Annotated in this window: 18 protein-coding genes; 5 read left to right on the top strand and 13 right to left on the bottom strand. The window is 73.6% G+C overall.

What is annotated here, in order from left to right:
• Positions 1–91: 91 nt before the first annotated feature.
• From BX266_RS23960 to rimP, 5 genes are all read right to left on the bottom strand, one after another.
• The gene (locus BX266_RS23960) at positions 92–388 is read right to left on the bottom strand and encodes a DUF503 domain-containing protein (RefSeq protein WP_099902985.1); all 297 of its coding nucleotides are present in this window, start codon (positions 386–388) and stop codon (positions 92–94) included.
• A gap of 125 nt (positions 389–513) precedes the next feature.
• Positions 514–3,618 (bottom strand): translation initiation factor IF-2, encoded by a 3,105-nt coding sequence (gene infB / locus BX266_RS23955; protein ID WP_099902983.1) that lies wholly within the window; start codon positions 3,616–3,618, stop codon positions 514–516.
• Positions 3,619–3,809: 191 nt separating this feature from the next.
• Positions 3,810–4,130: a YlxR family protein gene (locus BX266_RS23950; RefSeq protein ID WP_099908226.1), complete on the bottom strand. Its 321-nt coding sequence runs from the start codon at positions 4,128–4,130 to the stop codon at positions 3,810–3,812.
• 69 nt (positions 4,131–4,199) lie between these two features.
• Positions 4,200–5,201 carry a transcription termination factor NusA gene (gene nusA, locus BX266_RS23945; protein WP_099902981.1) on the bottom strand — a complete coding sequence of 334 codons (1,002 nt, stop codon included), beginning with the start codon at positions 5,199–5,201 and terminating at the stop codon, positions 4,200–4,202.
• A 2-nt stretch (positions 5,202–5,203) separates the two neighbouring features.
• Entirely contained in the window at positions 5,204–5,746 is a 543-nt protein-coding gene (gene rimP, locus BX266_RS23940; RefSeq protein WP_099902979.1) for a ribosome maturation factor RimP, read from the bottom strand.
• A 261-nt stretch (positions 5,747–6,007) separates the two neighbouring features.
• Between rimP and BX266_RS39325 the strand changes: the two genes are divergently transcribed.
• Genes BX266_RS39325 through BX266_RS23925 form a run of 3 tightly spaced genes read left to right on the top strand, consistent with a single transcriptional unit; the run spans position 6,008 to position 8,559 of the window.
• The gene (locus BX266_RS39325) at positions 6,008–7,006 is read left to right on the top strand and encodes a ferritin-like domain-containing protein (protein WP_099902977.1); all 999 of its coding nucleotides are present in this window, start codon (positions 6,008–6,010) and stop codon (positions 7,004–7,006) included.
• A gap of 37 nt (positions 7,007–7,043) precedes the next feature.
• Positions 7,044–7,958, top strand: a complete 915-nt coding sequence (locus BX266_RS23930) for an aminoglycoside phosphotransferase family protein (protein WP_099902976.1) — start codon at positions 7,044–7,046, stop codon at positions 7,956–7,958.
• Positions 7,959–8,007: 49 nt separating this feature from the next.
• Positions 8,008–8,559 carry a GNAT family N-acetyltransferase gene (locus BX266_RS23925; protein ID WP_099902974.1) on the top strand — a complete coding sequence of 184 codons (552 nt, stop codon included), beginning with the start codon at positions 8,008–8,010 and terminating at the stop codon, positions 8,557–8,559.
• 7 nt (positions 8,560–8,566) lie between these two features.
• On the opposite strand, the gene BX266_RS23920 is transcribed toward BX266_RS23925, so the two are convergent.
• The 8 genes from BX266_RS23920 to BX266_RS23885 all read right to left on the bottom strand — a co-directional run bounded on the left by BX266_RS23920 (position 8,567) and on the right by BX266_RS23885 (position 19,057).
• A complete protein-coding gene (locus tag BX266_RS23920; RefSeq protein ID WP_099902973.1) occupies positions 8,567–9,442 on the bottom strand; it encodes a GNAT family N-acetyltransferase in 876 nt (291 codons plus the stop codon).
• 83 nt (positions 9,443–9,525) lie between these two features.
• Positions 9,526–10,686, bottom strand: coding sequence for a flavodoxin-dependent (E)-4-hydroxy-3-methylbut-2-enyl-diphosphate synthase (gene ispG / locus BX266_RS23915; RefSeq protein ID WP_033253947.1), 1,161 nt, complete (start codon positions 10,684–10,686; stop codon positions 9,526–9,528).
• A 126-nt stretch (positions 10,687–10,812) separates the two neighbouring features.
• Entirely contained in the window at positions 10,813–12,108 is a 1,296-nt protein-coding gene (locus tag BX266_RS23910; RefSeq protein ID WP_180290836.1) for an RIP metalloprotease, read from the bottom strand.
• Between the two features lie 31 nt (positions 12,109–12,139).
• Positions 12,140–13,369 (bottom strand): 1-deoxy-D-xylulose-5-phosphate reductoisomerase, encoded by a 1,230-nt coding sequence (gene dxr / locus BX266_RS23905; protein WP_099902970.1) that lies wholly within the window; start codon positions 13,367–13,369, stop codon positions 12,140–12,142.
• A 63-nt stretch (positions 13,370–13,432) separates the two neighbouring features.
• Positions 13,433–13,840 (bottom strand): hypothetical protein, encoded by a 408-nt coding sequence (locus BX266_RS23900; protein ID WP_099902968.1) that lies wholly within the window; start codon positions 13,838–13,840, stop codon positions 13,433–13,435.
• Positions 13,841–13,953: 113 nt separating this feature from the next.
• Positions 13,954–15,396, bottom strand: coding sequence for an aldehyde dehydrogenase family protein (locus tag BX266_RS23895; RefSeq protein ID WP_099902967.1), 1,443 nt, complete (start codon positions 15,394–15,396; stop codon positions 13,954–13,956).
• A gap of 126 nt (positions 15,397–15,522) precedes the next feature.
• On the bottom strand, positions 15,523–17,088 hold the full coding sequence (locus tag BX266_RS23890) for a PucR family transcriptional regulator (RefSeq protein WP_099902965.1): 1,566 nt from the start codon (positions 17,086–17,088) through the stop codon (positions 15,523–15,525).
• 163 nt (positions 17,089–17,251) lie between these two features.
• Positions 17,252–19,057: an ATP-binding protein gene (locus tag BX266_RS23885; RefSeq protein ID WP_120314398.1), complete on the bottom strand. Its 1,806-nt coding sequence runs from the start codon at positions 19,055–19,057 to the stop codon at positions 17,252–17,254.
• 426 nt (positions 19,058–19,483) lie between these two features.
• On the opposite strand from BX266_RS23885, the gene gabT reads away from it, so the two are divergent.
• Both gabT and BX266_RS23875 read left to right on the top strand, forming a co-directional pair.
• Positions 19,484–20,824 (top strand): 4-aminobutyrate--2-oxoglutarate transaminase, encoded by a 1,341-nt coding sequence (gene gabT / locus BX266_RS23880; protein WP_099902962.1) that lies wholly within the window; start codon positions 19,484–19,486, stop codon positions 20,822–20,824.
• A 306-nt stretch (positions 20,825–21,130) separates the two neighbouring features.
• The gene (locus BX266_RS23875) at positions 21,131–21,847 is read left to right on the top strand and encodes a phosphatase PAP2 family protein (RefSeq protein WP_259464823.1); all 717 of its coding nucleotides are present in this window, start codon (positions 21,131–21,133) and stop codon (positions 21,845–21,847) included.
• Positions 21,848–21,916 lie beyond the last annotated feature (69 nt).

Raw genomic sequence — 21,916 nt, 5'->3', positions numbered from 1 at the left:
CGGTGGGGCCCTCTCCCAACGTACCTGCCCGCGCCCAGCCTTGTGGGCGCTCTCGGTTCTGTGCGGGTGTGACGGTGGTGACTCCCGCAGGTCATTCGTCGCCGTCGTGGTGGTAGCGCCTCCGGGCGGAGAGCAGCATCACCTCGGGGCGGCCGGCGACCAGCCGCTCACAGCTGTCCAGGATCTCGCTGACGTACCCGGCGTCGCCGGACACCACCGCACAGCCGATCTCGGCCCTGCGGTGCAGATCCTGGTTCCCAACCTCGGCAGCGCACACGCTGTACTTGCGCTGCAGTTCGGCCACGATGGGCCGCACGACCGACCGCTTCTCCTTCAGCGAGTGCACGTCGCCGAGGAGCAGGTCGAACGTCAGTGTTCCGACGAACATGTGTGACAGGCCTGGCCGGCCTGGGGGCCTCGAAGGAATTCCCGAACAGCCAGGACCCTAACAGCGCGGCCGGGGCCGGTCGACGGGATAAAGCACCCCGCCGGCCGACCCCGGTTCAGCACCAGTTACGAGCGCGGCTTCTCGCGCATCTCGTAGGTCTCGATGACGTCCTCGACCTTGATGTCGTTGAACGAACCGAGCGTGACACCGGCCTCGAAGCCCTCGCGGACCTCGGTCGCGTCGTCCTTGAAGCGGCGCAGACCCTCGATGTTGAGGTTCTCCGCCACGACCTTGCCGTCGCGCAGCAGGCGGGCCTTGGTGTTGCGGCGGATGATGCCCTCGCGGACGAGCACACCGGCGATGTTGCCGAACTTGGAGGAGCGGAACACCTCGCGGATCTCCGCGGAGCCGAGGCGCACCTCCTCGTACTCGGGCTTGAGCAGGCCCTTGAGCGCGGCCTCGATCTCCTCGATCGCCTGGTAGATGACCGAGTAGTACCGGATGTCGACGCCCTCGCGCTCGGCCGCGGTGCGCGCACGGCCTTCGGCGCGCACGTTGAAGCCGATGATGATGGCGTCCGAGCCCATCGCCAGGTCCACGTCGGACTCGGTGATGGCACCCACACCGCGGTGCAGCACCCGCAGCTCGACCTCTTCGCCGACGTCCAGCTTGACGAGGGCGTCCTCGAGGGCTTCGACGGAACCGGAGACGTCACCCTTGATGATGAGGTTGAGCTTCTCGATGTTGCCGGCGGCCAGCGCTGCCTCGAAGCCCTCCAGCGACACGCGGACGCGGCGCTGGGCCATCGAGGCGTTGCGGTCGCGGGCGGCGCGCTTCTCGGCGATCTGACGGGCGGTGCGGTCCTCGTCGACGACGATGAAGCTGTCGCCGGCGCGGGGCACCGAGGTCAGACCGAGCAGCAGCACCGGACGGGACGGGCCGGCCTCGGTGAGGCTGTTGCCGTTCTCGTCCAGCATCGCGCGGACGCGGCCGTAGGAGTCGCCGACCACGATCGAGTCGCCGACCCGCAGGGTGCCGCGCTGGACGAGCAGCGTCGCCATGGCGCCGCGGCCCTTGTCCAGGTGGGCTTCGATCGCGATGCCCTGCGCGTCCTGCTCCGGGTTGGCCCGGAGGTCGAGCGAGGCGTCCGCGGTCAGGACCACGGCCTCCAGCAGTTCCTCGATGTTGAGGCCCTGGCGGGCGGAGATGTCGACGAACATGGTGTCGCCGCCGTACTCCTCGGCCACCAGACCGAACTCGGTCAGCTGACCGCGGACCTTGGTCGGGTCCGCGCCCTCGACGTCGATCTTGTTGACGGCGACCACGATCGGCACGCCCGCGGCCTTGGCGTGGTTCAACGCCTCGACCGTCTGCGGCATGACACCGTCGTTGGCCGCGACCACCAGGATCGCGATGTCGGTGGACTTGGCACCACGGGCACGCATGGCGGAGAACGCCTCGTGACCCGGGGTGTCGAGGAAGGTGATCGGACGCTGCTCGCCGTTCACCTCGGTGACGACCTGGTAGGCGCCGATGTGCTGGGTGATGCCGCCGGCCTCGCCCGCGACCACGTTGGTCTTGCGGATCGCGTCCAGCAGTCGGGTCTTGCCGTGGTCGACGTGACCCATGACGGTCACCACCGGCGGACGCGGAGCGAGCTGCTCCTCGTCGCCCTCGTCGACACCGAAGTCGATGTCGAACGACTCCAGCAGCTCACGGTCCTCGTCGTCCCGGCTGACGATCTCCAGCACGAAGCCCATCTCGTCCGCCAGCAGCTGCAGCGTGGCGTCGGAGACCGACTGGGTGGCGGTGACCATCTCACCGAGGTTGAACATCACCGAGACGAGCGCCGCCGGGTTGGCGTTGATCTTCTCCGCGAAGTCCGTCAGCGAAGCACCGCGCGACAGGCGAACGGTCGAACCGTTGCCGCGCGGCAGCATCACGCCGCCGACGGACGGGGCCTGCATGGCCTCGTACTCCTGGCGCTTCGCGCGCTTCGACTTCCGGCCACGGGCCGGACGGCCACCGGGGCCGCGACCGAAGGCGCCCTGCGTGCCGCCACGGGCACCCGGGCCACCGGGACGACCGCCGAAGCCGCCGGGACGGGCGCCGCCGCCACCGAAGCCGCCACCGCCGCCACCGGCGCCGCCACCCGGACGGGGGCCGCCGAAGCCGCCGCCGGCCGGACGCGAGCCCGGACCGGCCGGACGGCCCTGGAAGCCGGGACGGGCACCGCCCGGAGCACCCGGACGCGCACCGGGGCCACCCGGACGCGCACCGGCACCCGGACCCGGGCGCGGGCCCGGACGCTGCGGCATCATGCCGGGGTTCGGACGGGGCATCCCGGACGGGCTGGGCGCACCGCCCGGACGCGGAGCGGCCGGACGCGGCATGCCGTCGGGACGGGGGGCGCCGGCACCCGGACCACCGGGACGCGGAGCGCCACCGGGACGGGGACCGCGCTCACCGGACGGGGCGCCGCCCGGACGCGGAGCACCGCCACCCGGCGCACCGGCCGGACGGGGACCGCGCTCGCCACCGGGACGGGGACCACGCTCGCCACCCGGCGCACCGGCCGGACGGGGACCGCGCTCGCCACCGGGACGGGGACCGCGCTCGCCACCCGGCGCACCGGCCGGACGCGGGGCGGACGGACGGGCCATGCCCGACGCGCCGCCCGAGGTGAAGGGGTTGTTGCCCGGACGCGGACCGGCCGGACGCGGGCCCGGACGGGCCGCGGGGTTGGCCGGGGCCGGCCGCGGGGCGGCCGGACGCGCCGGAGCCTCGCCGGCCGGAGCCGGGGAGGAGAACTCCGCAGCCGGCGCGGGCGCGGCGGCCGGGGCGGGAGCCGCCGGACGCGGACCCGGGGCCGGCGCACCGGCGGGCTTCGGCGCAGCCGAGCCCGCGGCGGGCGCGGGGGTGGTCGGACGGGGGGCCTGCGCCGCAGCGGGACGCGGGCCGGGGGTGGGCGCACCCGGCTTGGGTGCGGCCGAACCGGCGCCGCCGGTCGGCTGGGGTGCCGCGGGCTTCCGCGGGCCAGGCTTCGCGGAGGACGCGCCGCCGGACGGCGGGGTCGCTCCCAAAGCGTCAGTCAGTTTGCGCACGACCGGCGCCTCGATCGTCGAGGACGCCGAACGGACGAACTCACCGAGCTCGGTGAGCTTGGCCATGACGGCCTTGCTCTCCAAGCCAAGCTCCTTGGCGAGTTCGTATACCCGGACCTTAGCCACTTCGCTCCTGTCTATGCGTCCGGGGTATTCGTCCGCCGGACTGCTGTTACTTCATGGGCGTACTCATCGCGTACTCATCGAGTGCTCATCGCAATCTCGACCTACTTCCATCTCGCGAGGTGTACCTGACTGGGGCGCACGGCGGCGTAGCGCTGCCGTGCGCTGGTGCGTGTTGCCGGGCGCAGTGCCCGTCAGCGGGTCGGCGGTACGCCGTCCCTCTCCCGGCCGTCGGCCGGAGGTGCCCCCGCCTCGACATGCTCCCGCAGTGCACCGGGGTCGAGTGCGCCCGGGACCCGGAGGGCCCTCAGGAACGCCCGACGGCGGACCGCGAGGTCGAGGCAGGTCGGTACGGGGTGCAGATACGCGCCCCGGCCCGGCAGTGTGCCGCGCGGATCGGGGACGTAGGCGTCCTCGCCCGCCACGACACGCAGCAGCTCGTGCTTGGCCGCGCGCTTGCGGCAGCCCACGCAGGTGCGCTCAGGGCATGCCCGGACATGCGTCCGGCCAGACACGTTCAAGTCTACCCCTCCGAAGGGACTCGCCGCCGCCGAGTAGATCTCCGGGGCTCGTGACAACGCTTGCTACCGGCTTGCGGATTCCCCGGCCGGGGCCTCGGTGTCCGGCCGGATGTCGATCCGCCAGCCCGTCAGGCGGGCGGCCAGGCGGGCGTTCTGGCCCTCCTTGCCGATCGCCAGCGACAGCTGGTAGTCCGGCACGATCACCCGGGCGGAGCGCTGCGCCAGGTCGACGATCTCGACCTTCGTCACCCGCGCGGGCGACAGCGCCGAGGCGACCATGTCCGCCGGGTCCTCCGACCAGTCGACGATGTCGATCTTCTCACCGTGCAGTTCGGCCATCACCGAGCGCACCCGCATGCCGTTCGGGCCGATGCAGGCGCCCTTGGCGTTCAGGCCCGCCTTGCGCGACCAGACCGCGATCTTGGTGCGGTGGCCGGCCTCGCGGGCGATCGCGGCGATCTCCACCGAGCCGTCCGCGATCTCCGGGACCTCCAGCGCGAACAGCCGCTTCACCAGGTTCGGGTGGGTCCGCGACAGGGTGACCGACGGGCCGCGCACACCGCGCCGCACGCCCACCACGTAGCACTTCAGGCGGGTGCCGTGCCGGTAGTCCTCGCCCGGGACCTGCTCCTGCGGCGGCAGGATGGCCTCCAGCTTGCCGATGTCGACCAGCACGCTCTTCGGGTCGTTGCCCTGCTGGACGACACCGGTGACGATGTCGCCCTCCTTGCCGGCGTACTCGCCGAAGGTCTGGTCGTCCGCGGCGTCGCGCAGGCGCTGCAGGATCACCTGCTTGGCGGTGGACGCGGCGATCCGGCCGAAGCCCGACGGGGTGTCGTCGAACTCCTTCGGCTCCACGCCCTCGTCCAGCTCGGCCGCGTCCTCCAGGGCCCACACCGTCACGTGGCCGGTCTTGCGGTTCAGCTCCACCCGCGCCCGGCGGCGCGAGCCCTCGGTGCGGTGGTACGCGATGAGGAGGGCCGACTCGATCGACTCGACCAGCAGGTCGAACGGCACGCCCTTCTCGGTGACCAGCCCGCGCAGGGCACTCATGTCGATGTCCACGATTACGCCTCCTCTTCCTCTTCGTCCACGTCCGCGATGTCGGCAGCGGCGTCGAGCAGTTCCTCGTCCTTGCGGTTGAACTCGACCTGCACCCGGGCCCGCGCGATCTCCGCGAACTCCAGTCGGCGCTCCTTGGGGCGGCCGCGCCCCTTGACCGGCTGCACCTCGACCAGCGCGCCGTCCTCGTCGCTCTCCAGCACCCGCGCGGTCAGCTCCGCGCCGTCCACCAGCTTGATCGCGGCCAGCCGGCCGGTCGCCCGGCGCCAGTGCCGCGGCTCGCTCAGCGGGCGCTCGGCGCCCGGGGAACCGACCTCCAGCAGGTACGCGGCGTCGCCCATCAGGTCGGACTCGTCCAGCGCCTGGCCGACCAGGCGGGAGAACTCGGCGATCGCGTCGAGGTCGACGCCGCCGTCGGCGTCCACGTCGATCTGCACCTGGCGGCGGCTGCCGGCCTGGGTCACCTTGACCTCTTCCAGGTCCAACCCGGCGTCGGCGGCCAGCGGCTCCAACAATGCGCGCAGCCGGTCGGTGGGGGTGGTGCTCATCCGGGTGACTCCTCGGCCGCGTCTGCTGTTGTCGAAGGTGCTAACTCATCGCGAAGCCTATCGGGTCGACCCCCGAACCGCCGATTCCGACCCTCCCCCGGCCCCGAGGAGGCCCGGCGGTGGCCCCGGCCGGGACGACCCCCCTGCGAGCAAGGTCACAGGCACCGGATACCGTCCGAGGTCCCTCCGGAGCCCGTGCGGGTCCGGTAAAGATTCTCCCGACGGGGGCACAGGGCCCCCACCGACTCTGCTGGAGCAGCGATGCCCGCGCCGACACGGCGGACCTTCCTGGCTCTCGGGGCGCTCACCGGGCTCCAGTTCCTCTGCGGCTGCACCGACGACCACGCGAAGTCGACCCAGCAGGTCGCCGAGGACGCCGACCGGCCGCTGAGGATCCGTCAACTGGCCGCCACCGACTCCCTCCTGACGGACTACGACGCCGTCATCGCCGCGAGCCCCGCCGACGCCGACCGGCTGGGCGACCTGCGCGAGGACCTGCTCCAGCACCGGGAGGCGCTCGCCCGGTCGCTGCCCGTCTCCTGGTCGAGCGCGAGTCCCACCGCCGCCGCGACGGCGCGCAGCGTCACCGACCTGGCCGCCGCCGAACGGCGCACCGCCGGCCTGCGGCTGGCCGACCTGGCCGCCGCCTCGCCCGCGCTCGCCCGGACGCTCGCCTCCATCGCCGCCTCCGGGGCGGCGCACACCGCGGCGCTCGGCGACACCGCGCCGCTCGGCGCGGACGCCGCACCGTCCTCCTCGCCCTCGCCCTCGCCGTCGCCCTCGCCGTCCGGGTCCGGCTCCGCCGCCGCTTCGCCGGTCGCGCTGTCGGCCACCGACACCGCGGCGCTGCAGGGCGCGCTGGCCGCCGAGCACGCCGCCGTGTACGGCTACGGCGTGGTCGGCGCGTTCCTCCCGGTCGGCGCCCAGCGCGAGGACGGGCGCGCCGCGTACACCGCGCACCAGGCCCGCCGGGACTCCTGGCAGCGCCTGCTGGCCTCCGGCGGCGCCTCCCCCACCGCGGCCGCGGCCGGCTACCGGCTCCCCTTCCAGGTGAAGGACGCCGCCACCGCGGGGCAGCTCGCCGTCTACCTGGAGATCCAGCTCACCGCCGCCTACACCGATCTCGCCGCCACCGCCGCCTTCCGCGCCGACGGCGCCACCGCGCTGCGCGAGTGCGCCCTCCGGGCGGTCCACTGGGGCGCCGACCTGCCCGCCCTCCCCGGCCTCGCCCCGACCGAGCCGACGCCGACCGCCTCCTAGGCCGTCAGAACCCCGCCGGTGCCCGATAATTGGGCTCATGTCGGCACAATCTGCGCAGTTCACCGTCCCCGGGCGGCTGGTCGAATCGGTGCGATCGGAGGGCGATCCCGCCGCCGAGGAGTGGCTGGCGGCGCTGCCCGCGCGGTTCGGGGAGCGCCTGGCCGGGTGGGGGCTGGTCCTGGAGCGGGTGGTGGAACCCGGCGGCCGGAGCAGCGCGGTGGCGTACGCGCACCGCGGGGACGACCTGCAGCCGGTGGTGGTGAAGGCGGTCCGCCCGGGCCCGGAGCGCGCGGGCGAGGCGGCGGCGCTGCGGGCGTGGGCCGGCCGCGGCGCCGCGCTGCTGCTGGCCGAGGCGGACGGGGTGCTGCTGCTGGAGCGCCTGCACGGCGAGATCCCGCTGCGCTCGCTGGCCGAGGCGAAGGCGATGCTGGAGGCGACCAGCCTGCTGCGCCGCCTCTGGGTGGAGGTCCCCGCCGGCCACGGCTTCGAGACGCTGCCGCGGCGGGCCGCGCGGATCTCCGAGCGGATCGCGGCCCGCCGGGCGCTGCCGGCCGCGGCGGACGCGGCGCCGCTGGTGGACGAGGCGCTGGAGGCGGTGGCGCTGGCCGGCGACGGCGGCGGCCGGCTGCTGCACGGCGAGTTCCACCACGGGCGGGTGCTGGCGGCGGACCGGGCGCCGTGGCTGGCGGTGGGCCCGCGCCCGGTGGTCGGCGACCCGGCGTTCGACCTGGCCCGGCTGGTCCTGGACCGGGCGGACACCCTGGCGGCCTCGCCCGGCCCGCGCGGGGCCGCCCGGCGGCGGCTCCAGCAGCTGTCCGAGGCCGTCGACCTGCCCGCCGAGCGGGTCCGCGCCTGGACCCTGCTGCGGGCCGTGGACGTGGCGCTCGCGGCCCTCGCGGCGGGCGACCGCCCGGGAGCGGAGCTCCATCTGGAGTTCGCCGCCTGGCTGTGAGGCCGGGGCGCGGAGCCGCCCTCGACGGCAGGTAGTAACGTCCCGCTTCATGGAGCAGCTCACCGGGGTGACGATCGAGGCCATCGACCTGGCGGCGTGGGCGCCGGCCGTGCTGGAGGTCCAGGCGGTCGCGTTCGGGCTGGGGCCGCAGGAGGTGGCGGTGCGGCTGCCGATCGTGGGGCGGCACGCGCAGCAGCCGGGGGTGGTGGCGCTGGGCGCGATGGCGCACGGGCGGCTGGTCGGGTTCGGGTACGGGATGCCGAACCAGCGTGCCCACTGGTGGTCGACGGTGATCGAGCCGTACCTGGCGGAGCGCGGCCACGCGGACTGGCTGGACGGGGTGTTCGCGGTGACCGAGCTGCACGTCCTGCCGGAGTACCAGGGCCAGGGCGTGGGCACCCGGCTGATCCGCTCGCTGTGCGGGCGCTCCGGCCTGGACCGCTCGATCCTGTCGGCGATCGACGCGGAGACCCCGGCCCGCCGGCTGTACCGCTCGCTCGGCTACCGGGACCTGGCGCCGGGCGTGCGGTTCCCGAACACGGTGCGACCGTACGCGGTGATGGGCGCCCACCTGCCGCTGCGCGACCCGGCGGCCGGCTGACGGGACGTCAGAACAGCACGCTCATGAACGCGCCGACCTCGCGGAAGCCGACCCGGCGGTAGGCGGCGCGGGCGCGGATGTTGAAGTCGTTGACGTACAGCGAGACGACCGGGGCAACCTCGGCGAGCGCGGTGTTGACGACGGCGGCCATGCCGGTCTCGGAGAGCCGCCTGCCGCGGTGCTCGGGGGCGACCCAGACGCCCTGGATCTGGCAGGCCCCGGCGGTGACGGCGCCGATCTCGGCCTTGAAGACCACCGTGCCGTCCTCGTCGAAGCGGGCGAACGAGCGTCCGGTGGAGACCAGTTCGGCGACCCGGGCCTGGTAGAGCAGTCCGCCGTCGCCGGCCAGCGGGGAGATGCCGACCTCCTCGGTGAACATGGCCACGCAGGCGGGCATCAGCGCGTCGATCTCGTGCCGGCGGACCCGGCGCACCAGCGGGTCGGGCTCGACCTCGGTGACGGGCACCGCGGTGGCCATCAGCGGCTGGTGGGCGCGGACGTCGCGGGCCGGGCCCCAGGAGCGCTCCAGCAGCGCCCAGAGGGCGGCCGTGGCGTCGGCCGGGCCGACGATGGAGGAGCAGCGGCGGCCCTGCCGGCGGGCCCGTTCGGCGAACGCCCGGACGGCCTCCGGCCCGGCGTTGACCGGGACCAGGTTGGCGCCCGCGTAGCAGAGCGCGTCGAGCCGTCCGTCGGCGTCGTGCCAGCCCCACATCTCGCCGCCGAGGCGCCACGGGTCGAGGCCGACGGCCTCCACCCGGGTGGCCACGAAGGCGTTGGCGACCGGGTCGCGGTGCAGGATCTCCAACGCCTCGTCGAGGTCGTGGGCCTCCAGCACGCGGGTTGCGGACAGGGCCCGGGCGACCTGGAACGGGCCGGGCAGCATCACACCTCGGTCGAGCAACGGGGGCACCTCTCGGACAGGCGGGGCCACCTTTGCCGGGCGGCCCCGCCGGGGACTTCAGACCGTCACTCGGCGGCCACGACGACGGGGGCGCCGGACTCGACACCCTCCTCCTGCATCTGCTCGGCCAGCTTCATGGCCTCCTCGATCAGGGTCTCGACGATCTTCGACTCGGGCACGGTCTTGATCACCTCGCCCTTGACGAAGATCTGGCCCTTGCCGTTGCCGGAGGCGACGCCCAGGTCGGCCTCGCGGGCCTCGCCGGGGCCGTTGACGACACAGCCCATGACGGCGACCCGGAGCGGCACCTCCATGCCCTCCAGGCCGGCGGTGACCTCCTCGGCGAGCTTGTAGACGTCCACCTGGGCGCGGCCGCAGGACGGGCAGGAGACGATCTCCAGGCCGCGCTGACGCAGGTTCAGCGACTCCAGGATCTGGATGCCGACCTTGATCTCCTCGGCCGGCGGGGCCGACAGCGAGACCCGGATGGTGTCGCCGATGCCCTCGGCGAGCAGCGCGCCGAACGCCACCGCGGACTTGATGGTGCCCTGGAAGGCCGGCCCGGCCTCGGTGACGCCCAGGTGCAGCGGGTAGTCGCAGGCCGCGGCCAGCTGCCGGTAGGCGTTGATCATCACGACCGGGTCGTTGTGCTTGACCGAGATCTTGATGTCGCGGAAGTCGTGCTCCTCGAACAGCGAGCACTCCCACAGCGCGGACTCCACCAGCGCCTCGGGGGTGGCCCGGCCGTACTTCTCCAGCAGGCGCTTGTCGAGCGAGCCGGCGTTGACGCCGATCCGGATCGGCACGCCCGCGTCCTTGGCGGCCTTGGCGATCTCGCCGACCTTGTCGTCGAAGGCCTTGATGTTGCCCGGGTTGACGCGCACCGCGGCGCAGCCGGCGTCGATCGCGGCGAAGACGTACTTCGGCTGGAAGTGGATGTCGGCGATGACCGGGATCTGCGACTTCCGGGCGATGATCGGCAGCGCGTCGGCGTCGTCCTGCGAGGGGACGGCGACCCGGACGATCTGGCAGCCCGAGGCGGTCAGCTGGGCGATCTGCTGCAGCGTCGCGTTGACGTCGGAGGTGAGCGTGGTGGTCATCGACTGCACCGAGACCGGCGCGTCGCCGCCGACCGGCACGTTGCCGACCATGATCTGGCGCGAGTGGCGGCGCTGGGCCAGCGGCTTGAGCGGCAGGGAGGGGATACCGAGCGAGATCGCGGTCATGTGCGCAGTGTTTTCCTCTGCAGAGGTTCGGTGAGCCGGAGCGGGCCGCGGTTTCCGGCGCGCCCGGCGTCCAACGGTACGGCACGGCCGGGTGGCGGAGCACACCCGGCCGTCGGTGGCGCGCGGCTAGTTGATGCGCACCGGGTTGATGATGTCGGCCGCCATCACCAGACCGGTGAAGCAGACGAAGATCCCGGCGACCACGTACGCCAGCGGCATCAGCCGGGCCACGTCGAACGGGCCGGGGTCGGGGCGGCGCAGCAGGCGGGCGGCGCTGCGGCGCAGCGACTCCCACAGGGCGCCGGCGATGTGGCCGCCGTCCAGCGGCAGCAGCGGCAGCATGTTGAACAGGAACAGCATGAAGTTCATGTAGGCGAGCATCTGGACGAAGAAGGCCAGCTGCTGGGTGGCGGGCAGGTCCATCGCGAACACGTCGCCGCCGAGCCGGGCCGCGCCGACCATGCCGACCGGGGAGTCCTGCGCGCGCGGGGCGCCGTCGACCACGGCGTGCCACAGCCCGGGGATCTTGCCGGGCAGCTGGGTCAGCGACTCGACGCCGTGGCCGGCCATCCGGCCCATCTCCTCGGTGCTCTCGCCGACCGACAGGTGGTGGACGCCGGTGGCGGGGGTGATGCCGAGGAAGCCCGCGGTGACGGTCTGCCCCTTGATCGGGTTGCCGTCCTTGTCCAGGGCGGGGAGCGTGTTGGGCTTGATGTCCGCGTGCAGCGTGCCGGTGGTCTTGTCGCGGTGCTGGACGTCGATGTCCACGTGCTTGCCGGCGGAGTCCCGGATCAGGCCCTGCAGCTGGTCGTAGTCGTGGATCTTCACTCCGCCGAACGCCAGCACGGTGTCCCCGGCCCGCAGGCCGGCCGCGTTGGCGGGAGACTTCTCGGCGCCGGGCTTGCAGCTGTCGACCTTCTCGCTGACCGGGACCACGCACTCGCTGACCGATTCGATGGTCGGCGTGGAGCGGGGGATGCCGATGCCCATGAACAGGGCGAGGAACAGCACGATCGCCAGGATCAGGTTCATGCCCGGGCCGGCGAACATCACGATGACGCGCTTCCACGGCTTGCGGGTGTAGAACAGCCGGGTCTCGTCGCCGGGCTGCAGCTCCTCGTACGAGGCGGCCCGGGCGTCCTCGATCATGGTCCGCCAGGGCGAGGAGGAACGCTTCGTTATCCGGCCGTCGGCGCCGGGCGGGAACATGCCGATCATCCGGATGTAGCCGCCGAACGGGATCGCCTTGAGGCCGTACTCGGTCTCGCCGCGCTTGGTCGACCAGAGGGTCCGGCCGAAGCCGACCATGTACTGCGGCACCCGGATGCCGAACAGCTTCGCGGTGGACAGGTGGCCGAGCTCGTGCCAGGCGATCGAGAACAGCAGCCCGATCACGAAGATCAGGACGCCCAGCACCCACATCAGCTTGTCCACCGCGTCGCCTCCGTCGTACCTAACCAGCCGCCAGTTCGCGGGCCCGGGCCCGCGCCCAGTGCTCAGCGTGGAGTACGTCCTCCACCGTGAGCGAAGTTCCCGACTGCGGGGCGCCGTGTTCGGCGACCACCTTCGCCACAGTGTCCACGATTCCGATGAAAGGCAGCGCGCCGTTCAGGAAAGCGTCCACACATTCCTCGTTCGCGGCGTTGAACACCGCGGGGGCGGTCCCGCCGAGCGTACCCACCTCGCGGGCCAGCTCGACCGCCGGGAAGGCCACGTTGTCCAGCGGGAAGAACTCCCAGGTCGCGGCCTTGGTCCAGTCACAGCCGGGGGCCGCGTCGGGCACCCGGTCCGGCCAGCCGATGCCCAGCGCGATCGGCATCCGCATGTCCGGCGGGCTCGCCTGGGCCAGCGTGGAGCCGTCCGTGAACTCCACCATCGAATGAACGACCGACTGCGGATGGACCACCACCTCGATCCGGTCGAAGGGCACGTCGTACAGCAGGTGCGCCTCGATCACCTCCAGGCCCTTGTTCACCAGGGTCGCCGAGTTGATCGTCACCACCGGGCCCATCGCCCAGGTCGGGTGCGCCAGCGCGTCCGAGGGGGTGACGCCGGCCAGCTGCTCGCGGGTGCGGTTGCGGAACGGGCCGCCGCTGGCGGTCACCACCAGCTTGCGGACCTCCGCCCGGGTGCCGCCGGCCAGCGCCTGGAACAGCGCGGCGTGCTCGGAGTCCACCGGCACGATCTGACCGGGCTTCGCCAGCGCCTTCACCAGCGGACCGCCGACGATCAGCGACTCCTTATTGGCCAGCACCAGCACCCGGCCGGCCCGCAGCGCGGCCAGCGTCGGCGCCAGGCCGATCGAACCGGTGATGCCGTTCAGCACCGAGTGGCACTCCGTCGCCGCCAGCTCGGTCGCCGCGTCCGGGCCCGCCAGGATCTCCGGCAGCGGGGCGCCGCCGGCCTTCGCCGCGAGCGCCTCGCGCAGCGGCGCGGCGGCGGCCGGATCGGCCACCGCCACGGTGCGCACGCCGAGCGCGAGCGCCTGCTCGGCGAGCAGCGGGACCCGCCCGCCGGCCGCCGACAGGGCCACCACCTTGAACCGGTCGGGGTTGCGGAGCACCACGTCGATGGCCTGGGTGCCGATCGAGCCGGTCGAGCCCAGGATGACCAACTCCCGGGGCCCGTCCGGGTTCGCGACGGTCGGGGTGAAGCGCAGCTGCGGGTGGGCGAGCGAGTTCATGCCCCCATTGTGTCCTGTGGACGGGCGTGTCCCGGGTACCAGGTGCTCACTGCTGAGCGGCGGTCACTTCCACGCCCAGAGCCGTCCGCTCGCCTTCCCGTTCTCGTCGACGTCCCACTCGAACGCGCCCGCGACCCCGCGCAGGCCGGCGAACTCCGGCGAGTCGCTCTCGTACACGATGGCGCCGCGGAAGTTGGTGCCGCCGTTCTCCGTGAAGGTGCCGACGCCGCCGCCCTGCCAGGTCGCGTGCGCGCCGGTCGGGCTCATCAGCACGCCCTGCCCGTTGCCCTCCAGGGTGCCGTCGGCGCGAAGCCGCGCCGTGTAGCTGCCGATGTCCTTGACCGGGACCCCGAGCAGCGTTCCCGTCCCGAGGAACGAGGACTCCACCGTCGGCGGCAGCCCGTGCTCCCCGCGGACCACCCGCTGACCGGTGACCTGGCCCTGTTCCTCTCCGATGAGGTCGCCCAGCATGACGGACCTCCTTCCCTTTCCTGGTCTCCGGACTACGCCGGGCCCGGAAGGGTGTCAAGGCAGGGCGACGCCCCGCCGCCGCAGGTGCGGTGACGGGGCGTCAGCGTCTCTCGTCAGAGGTCCAGGCCGGTGAGCACCAGGACCTTCTCGAAGGTGAAGTCCTCCATCGCGTAGCGCACGCCCTCGCGGCCCACGCCGGAGTCCTTCACGCCGCCGTACGGCATCTGGTCGGCCCGGTAGGACGGCGCGTCGCCGATCACCACGCCGCCGACCTCCAGCTCCCGGTGCGCCCGGAACGCGGTCTGCACGTCGTGCGTGAAGACGCCCGCCTGCAGGCCGAAGTCCGAGTCGTTCACCGCGGCGAAGGCCTCCTCGGTGGACGCCACCTTGTGCAGCGACAGCACCGGGCCGAACACCTCGGCCTTCGCCAGGATCGCGTCGGCCGGCAGCTCGGCGAGCACGGTCGGCGCGTAGGCGGCGCCGTCCCGCTTGCCGCCGGCCAGCAGCCGGGCGCCCTTGGCGACCGCGTCCTCGACCCAGGACTCGACCCGCCTGGCGGCGTTCTCGTCCACCAGCGGGCCGACGTCGGTGGCCTCGTCGGACGGGTCACCGGTGACCTGCTCCTGCACCTTGGCGACCACCTTCTCCACCAGGCGGTCGTAGACGCTCGCGTCGGCGATCACCCGCTGCACCGAGATGCAGGACTGGCCGCCCTGGTAGTTCGCGAACAGCGCGATCCGGCTCGCCGCCCAGTCCAGGTCCGCCTCGGAGCTCCAGTCCGCCAGCACCACGGCCGCGGCGTTGCCGCCGAGCTCCAGGGTGACGTGCTTGCGCGGCACCGAGTCCATGATCTGGTAGCCGACCTTGTCCGAACCGGTGAACGAGATCACCGGCAGGCGCTTGTCCTGCACCAGCGCCGGCATCTTCGCGTTCTCCACCGGCAGCACGCTCCAGGAGCCCGCCGGCAGGTCCGTCTCGGCCAGGATCTCGCCCAGCACCAGCGCGGAGAGCGGGGTGGCCGGGGCGGGCTTCAGGATGATCGGCGCGCCCACCGCGATCGCCGGGGCGACCTTGTGCGCCACCAGGTTCAGCGGGAAGTTGAACGGGGCGATGCCCAGCACCGCACCGCGCGGGAAGCGCCGCACCACCGCGAAGCGGCCCACGCCGCCCGGGTCGGTGTCCAGACGCATGGTCTCGCCGTTGGTCCGGCGGGCCTCCTCGGCCGCCCAGCGGAACACCGACACCGCGCGGCCGACCTCGCCGCGCGCCCACTTGATCGGCTTGCCGTTCTCCGCGGTGATCAGCCGGGCGATCTCCTCGGTGCGCTCCGCCAGCCGCTTCGCCACGTGGTCCAGCGCGGTCGCCCGCACGTGCGCGGGGGTCGCCGCGAACACCGGCACCGCGGCGGCGGCCGCCGCGACGGCCTCCTCCACCTGCGCGTCGGTCGGCACGCTGACCTCGGCCACCAGGCTGCCGTCGTGCGGGTGACGGACCTCGAACTCCGTCTCGCCGCTCGCCCGACGCCCGGCCAGCCAGAACTGCTGAGTGGTGGTCACGGTCGCACCGGCCCCTTCCCTCGAAAGACTTGTCGCCCTCACGGTAGGACGGAGCAGGGGCCTTTTTGATTGGACGGCGGGGCAGAAACGGGTACCGGACCAGGACGCGGTGGAGCAGTGCCCGGCCTACTCCTCGCCGGACCGCAGCGCCAGCCAGAGCTCCATCCGGACGTCCGTGTCGTCCAGCGACCGCCCCAGCAGCTCCTCGACCCGCCGCATCCGGTAGCGCAGCGTGTGCCGGTGCACGCCCAGGTCGGCCGCGGCGGCGTCCCACTGGCCGTGCCGGGACAGCCAGGCCCGCAGCGACGCCACCAGGTCGCCGCGCGCCGTGCGGTCGTGCTCGCGCAGCGGGCGCAGCAGGCCCTCGGCGAACGCGGTGACGGCCTCCTCGCCGAGCAGCGGCAGCAGCGAACCCGCGCCGACCTCCTCGTGGTCGACGGTGCGCCGGCCGCCCCGCTGGGCGACCGCCAGGGCGCGCTCGGCCTGGGCGTGCGCGGTGCCGGCGTCCTCCAGGGGGGTCGGGGCGGAGACGCCCAGCGCCAGGCCGTCGTGCTCCTCGACGGCGCCCAGGCAGGCGCGGTGCACGGAGCCGTTGTCGAGGGCCAGCACCATCAGCCGCGGGCCGTGCGCGCCGTCCTCCCGGGCCAGCAGCAGCTTCTCGCCGACCTTGCCGCCGGCGTTCTCCGCCCGGTCGGCCAGCTCGCCCAGCGCCTCCGCGGCCTCCGGACCGGGCGCGGCCGCGGCGACCAGCACCCGCACGGTGCCCTCGGGCAGGCCGCCGAACAGCCCCGCCGCGACCTGGCGGGCGGTCGCCACCTCGCCCGCCAGCACCATCCGCAGCAGCGCGGCGCCCATCTTCTCCTCGGCCTGCCGCAGCTCGCGGGAGCGCTCCAGGGTCAGCGTCAGCAGCGCGACCGCGGCGTTCAGCACGTACCGCTCGGTGGGGGTGATGCGGTCCTCGGTGCCGACCGCCAGGAAGCCGCGGGGGCGGCGGTCCGCACCCAGCGACTGCACCACCACGTAGTCCTCGTCGGCGGTGTCGATGGTGCCGGCCCGGCCCTGCAGCGCGGCGCTGGACGGGGCCGGGCGGCGGCGCAGCCGGTCGACCTCGGCGGCCAGCCGGCCGGCCCGGCGGGCCGCCCAGTCCGGGGCGACCGCGGACAGCGCGCCGGACCCGTCGTACAGCGCGGCCCAGCCGCCCAGCCGGGCGGCCAGCCGGCGGACGATCGCGGTGGTGCCGTCCTTGCCGAGCGCGGCGCGGGTCAGCTCCTCCTGCGCCTCGAAACTGGTCGTCACGGCCTCGTACTGCTCCGCGGCCAGCGCGGCGGAGACCGCCTTGGAGATGGCGATGAACGGCGTCGCCTCCGGCACCCGCAGCAGCGGCAGCCCGCGCTGGGCGGCGGCGTCCACCAGCGCCTGCGGGACCTCGCTGTGCGACAGTCCGACCCCCAGCCCGAGGCCGACCACGCCCGCGTCGGCCAGCCGGTGCACGTACGCCTGCAGCGCGGCGGCGCCGCTGCCGAGCTTGATGCCGGTGGTGAGGAGCAGCTCGCCGCCCTCCAGGAAGGGCGTCGGGTCGTCCAGCTCGCTGGTGTGCACCCAGCGGACGGGCCGTTCCAGGTGGTCCGCGCCGGCCAGGACCGTCAGGTGGAGCGCGGTGGTGCGGACGACGGAGGCGAGTGTGGGGGGCATGGCACCTTCGGTGGTTCGACCTGGCTGCGCCGTTGCTGCCGGGCGAGTGAGGGTTCTCCCCCCATTATGGACGCTCCGGACAAGCCGGAGCGCCGAAATCCGCCGGTCCGTAACTTCCGTGACCCAATGATGATCAGCCCGTGGCCGACCGCCCCCGGCCCGCTCAGTGACGCAGGTCCACCAGCAGCGGCGGCACCTGCTCCCCCGTCACCGAGGTCAGCGACACCACCGCGTGCCCCGACGGCAGCGCGTGCGCCAGGTCCGACGGCGACCAGCGGTGCCGCTCGACGTCCCGGGTGGTGACCGACTCGGTCTGCGCCGTCGTCCCGGACAGCGCCTTGCGCAGCAGCCGGCCCGCGCGGCGAACCGTTCCGCCGGAGGTGTCCGGCGTGTGCGTCACCGCGGTCTCCCGGACCAGGTGCGTGCCCCAGGCCTCGGAGAACAGCCGGCCGTCCCACGGCGCGATGCCGGGGAACGCCATCCGGTTGCCGACCGCGCCGAACAGCGGCGCGCGCAGCGCCTCCGGCAGGTCCGACAGCGTCCGCAGCAGCAGCACCGCGCCGGCGTTCGCCCCGCGCAGCCGCTGCAGGCCCCGGATCGCCTGGGCGTCGACCGCCGCGGTGGCGTCGTCCAGCACCAGGCCGGCGAACAGCTCGCGGTCGCGCCGGTCCGCGGCGGCCTGGGTGAACTGGCCGAGCAGCAGCCGCGACAGGATCCGGGCCGCCTCCGGGTGACTGCGCTCCGGCAGCTTCACCCGCACCCGCAACGGGTGCTCCAGCGCCCGCATCGCGAACGCCGGCTTCGCCGCCGGGCCGCCGGAGAACCCGGCCGCCAGCGCCGGACGGTCCAGCAGCGCCAGCCGGTCCGCCAGCAGCGCCCCCGGGTCGTCGGCCCGGCCGTGCATCCGGTCCCGCTGCTGCAGGTCCGCCTCGTACTCGGCCCGCCGCCCGGACTTCTGCAGCTGCTCCGCCAACTCCGCCCACGCGTCCGGGTCCCCGGCCAGCAGCGCCCGCAACTCCCGCACCCCCGGGTAGCGGCCGTACCCCGCCCGGTACGGCCCGACCACCTGCTGCATCGCCGTCCGGGCGCTCTCCGCCCGCGGCGCCAGCTCGTCCGGCAGCAGCGCGTCCGCCAACCGGGCCGCCGCCTCGTCCGGATTCGACGCGGCCCCGTACAGGTCCAGCCCGTACGGCGCGGACGGGTCGCCCGGGGCGATCACCACGTCGTACCAGTCGTCCGGCCCCAGATCGGCATCGGACGCCCCCACCACCACCGCGCACGCCGCACCCGCCAGCGCCTGCAGGCACAGCGCCTCCGCGACCGGCCGGGCCAGCGCCGCCGTCTTGCCGGTGCCGGCCGGGCCCACCGCCAGCAGCGAGGTCCCGAGCACCCGCGGGTCCAGCGCGAACCCCGCGTTCCGGTGCGTCACCGGGTTCTTCACCACGTCCTGCGCCGTGCCCAACCGCACCTGGCGCACCATCAGGTCGTGCCGGGCGGCCCGGCCGCCGGGCAGGTCGCGCTGCTCCGACGGGTGCGCGCACGCGGCCGGGCCGTGGGCGGCCAGCTGCGCCGCGAACTCCTGCCACGCCTCGCGGTCACCGCCCACCGTTCGCCACGCCTGGTGCAGCCGCACGTAGTCCACGTCCCCCACCGGCTCGCTCTCCAGCCGCCGAACCCCCTCCCCGGCCCCCCGCAACTCCGCCCAGACATCCACCACCGGCGCCTCCTCCGGAGCAGCGGGCGCCTCGGTGACGGTCTTCAGCACCACCGGCAGGACGAAGCGCCGGCCGACCTCGCGCCACCGGCCCAGACGACCGAAGAACCAGACCAGCGGGACGGCGCCGATCACTCCGAGGATCAGACCGAGCGAGTTGATGAGCGCGCTGGGAAGCCGAGTGTCGATCCCCGCCCAGTGCATCAGGTCCACTTCGAACCCGACCAGGTAGGGGTAGAGGATCGCCGCGACCAACAGGTTCAGCGCTGCGCGCAGGAGGAGTGGGCCTGCGGGGGTCTGGGCGTCTTCCGCCTTCTTGGTGTCGTAAGGCGTGTGGTGCTGCCGGTAGACGCCGGGTGGGGCTTCGGGGCGGGGGGCGGTGGCCCAGGTGGGGAGGTGGAAGGGGGGCGGGGTGGGGGGAGGTGGGGATGGGTGTGTTGGGTTCGCGCGTCGTTCAGTTCCACTTGGGGCCCCTCCTACGTTGCCGGCGGTGCCATACCCGCATCGCCGTCCCACCGACACACCCGGGGCCAATGTAGTGGAGGGGGGAACGGGTCGGACGATCTTCGGCCACTGGCCGCGCCGGACAATTCGGACGGCCCAGCAGTACCGAGTGGCGCATGCCCGCCCGGAGTGGCCGGTCGTAGCCTGCGGTTACCGCGTCAAGAACTTGGAGAAGACATGAGCGCTGCAACTCCGCTCCCGCAGGAGCGCCGTCTGGTCACTGCGATCCCCGGCCCGAAGTCGCAGGAGCTGCAGTCCCGCAAGCTCGGCGCGGTGGCCGCGGGCGTGGGCACCACGCTGCCGGTGTACGTGTCGCGGGCCGGCGGCGGCGTGCTGGAGGACGTGGACGGCAACAGCCTGATCGACTTCGGTTCGGGCATCGCGGTGACCAACGTGGGCAACAGCGCCGCGGCCGTGGTGGCGAAGGCGACCGAGCAGCTGGCCGCGTTCACCCACACCTGTTTCATGGTGACCCCGTACGAGGGGTACGTGGCGGTGGCGGAGCAGCTGAACGAGCTGACCCCGGGTGACCACGAGAAGCGCACCGCGCTGTTCAACTCGGGCGCCGAGGCGGTGGAGAACGCGGTGAAGATCGCCCGCGCGTACACCAAGCGGACCGCTGTGGTGGTGTTCGACCACGGGTACCACGGCCGCACCAACCTGACCATGGGTCTGACGGCGAAGAACATGCCGTACAAGCACGGGTTCGGGCCGTTCGCGCCGGAGATCTACCGGGTGCCGGTGGCGTACCCGTACCGCTGGCTGACCGGTGCGGAGAACTGCGCCGACGAGGCGGCCGCGCAGGCGATCGACATCATCACCAAGCAGATCGGCGCGGAGAACGTCGCGGCGATCATCATTGAGCCGATCCAGGGCGAGGGCGGCTTCATCGAGCCGGCCAAGGGCTTCCTGCCGGCCATCGTGGAGTTCGCGAAGGCGAACGGCATCGTGTTCGTGGCGGACGAGATCCAGACCGGTTTCTGCCGCACCGGCCAGTGGTTCGCCTGTGACGACGAGGGCATCGTCCCGGACCTGATCACCACGGCGAAGGGCATCGCGGGCGGTCTGCCGCTGGCGGCGGTGACCGGCCGGGCCGAGATCATGGACGCCGCGCACGCCGGTGGCCTGGGCGGGACCTACGGTGGCAACCCGGTGGCCTGTGCGGCCGCGCTGGGGGCGATCGAGACGATGAAGTCCGAGGACCTGAACGGCAAGGCGCAGCGGATCGGCGAGGTCATGCTGGGTCGCCTGCGCGAGCTGCAGGAGAAGTTCGAGGTGATCGGCGAGGTCCGCGGCCGCGGCGCGATGGTCGCGGTGGAGCTGGTGAAGCCGGGCAGCAAGGAGCCGAACCCGGAGGTGACCGCGGCGATCGCGAAGGCCTGCCACGCGGAGGGCCTGGTGGTGCTGACCGCCGGCACCTACGGCAACGTGCTGCGGTTCCTGCCGCCGCTGGTGATGCCGGAGCACCTGCTGGTCGAGGGCCTGGACATCCTGGAGTCGGCTTTCGCGGGCATCTGATCCGGCGTCAGGCGGGTTCCGCGGGGTGGTGGAGGTTGCTCCGCCGGTGGTGAAGATGCTGTGGACGATGCCCGGTCGACTGCCCGGGGCCCCGGCTTTGACGTACTGTCATCACAGATGGACAGCGAACCGCAACCACTGCCCACACCCCCGTCCGCCGCGTTGGCGGATGCACCGGACCGATCGACCGGCCGTCCCGCCCATACCCCCCGGGCCGCACGGCGCGGCGATCGCCTTGGCCGCCCTGGAGCTCTCCCCCCTGCTCCGGGGCGGCCGACTTTTTTTGTCCTGCCCCTGACACTCGGGGTGCTGCTGGCCGTGATCTCCTGGCAGGTGGCGGTGGACGGTCCGCTGCTCGAGGTGGACACCGCGGTGCGCGACACGGTGCGGCACCTGCGCCGGTCGCTGGACTCCACGCTGCTGAACCACTTCGGGGTGGCGCTGTCCGACCTGGGCGGCGGGGTGCCGGCCGTGCCGGTGCTGCTGGGGTGCGCGGGACTGGCGGCGTGGCTGGCCCGGCGCGGGGGCCGGCCGCGCTGGTGGACGCCGGTGCCGGTGGCGGTGCTGGCGGCGGTGCTGATCCCGCTGCTGGTGGTGCCGGCGAAGGCCTGGTTCGCCCGCCCCGGCCCGTTCGGGGCGCCGCTGGCCGCGGACCAGTGGGGCTGGTACCCGTCCGGCCACACGGCGACCTCCTCGATCGCGTACGGAACGGCGGCCCTGCTGCTGGCCAGGGTCCTGCCGGAGCGGCCCGGCCGGCAGGTCCGTGCGGCGGCCGTCCTGGTGTGCCTGGGCGTGGGGTTCGGCCTGGTGTGGAGCGACTTCCACTGGCTCCTGGACGTGCTGGCCAGCTGGTGCCTGGCGGGCCTGCTGCTGCTCGGCCTGCACCCGGCGCTGCCACACCTGCTGCCCGACCCGACCGGCCCGAGCGACCCGACCAGCCCGACCGGCAAGGCCGACCCGACCGGCAGGACCGCCGCTCGGCCCCGGCGTCCCGGCCCGGAGTCCGACGCTCCGTCGGACTGATGTCCGGTCAAGGACGCTTTCGGTCCGGACCATTGACGCCCTCCTGGCTCGCGCGCACCCTTTTCCCCA

This window comes from Streptomyces sp. TLI_171, from assembly GCF_003610255.1.
In the GTDB taxonomy this organism is placed as follows: Bacteria; Actinomycetota; Actinomycetes; order Streptomycetales; family Streptomycetaceae; genus Kitasatospora.
This window is presented reverse-complemented; position numbering and strand designations above follow the sequence as displayed.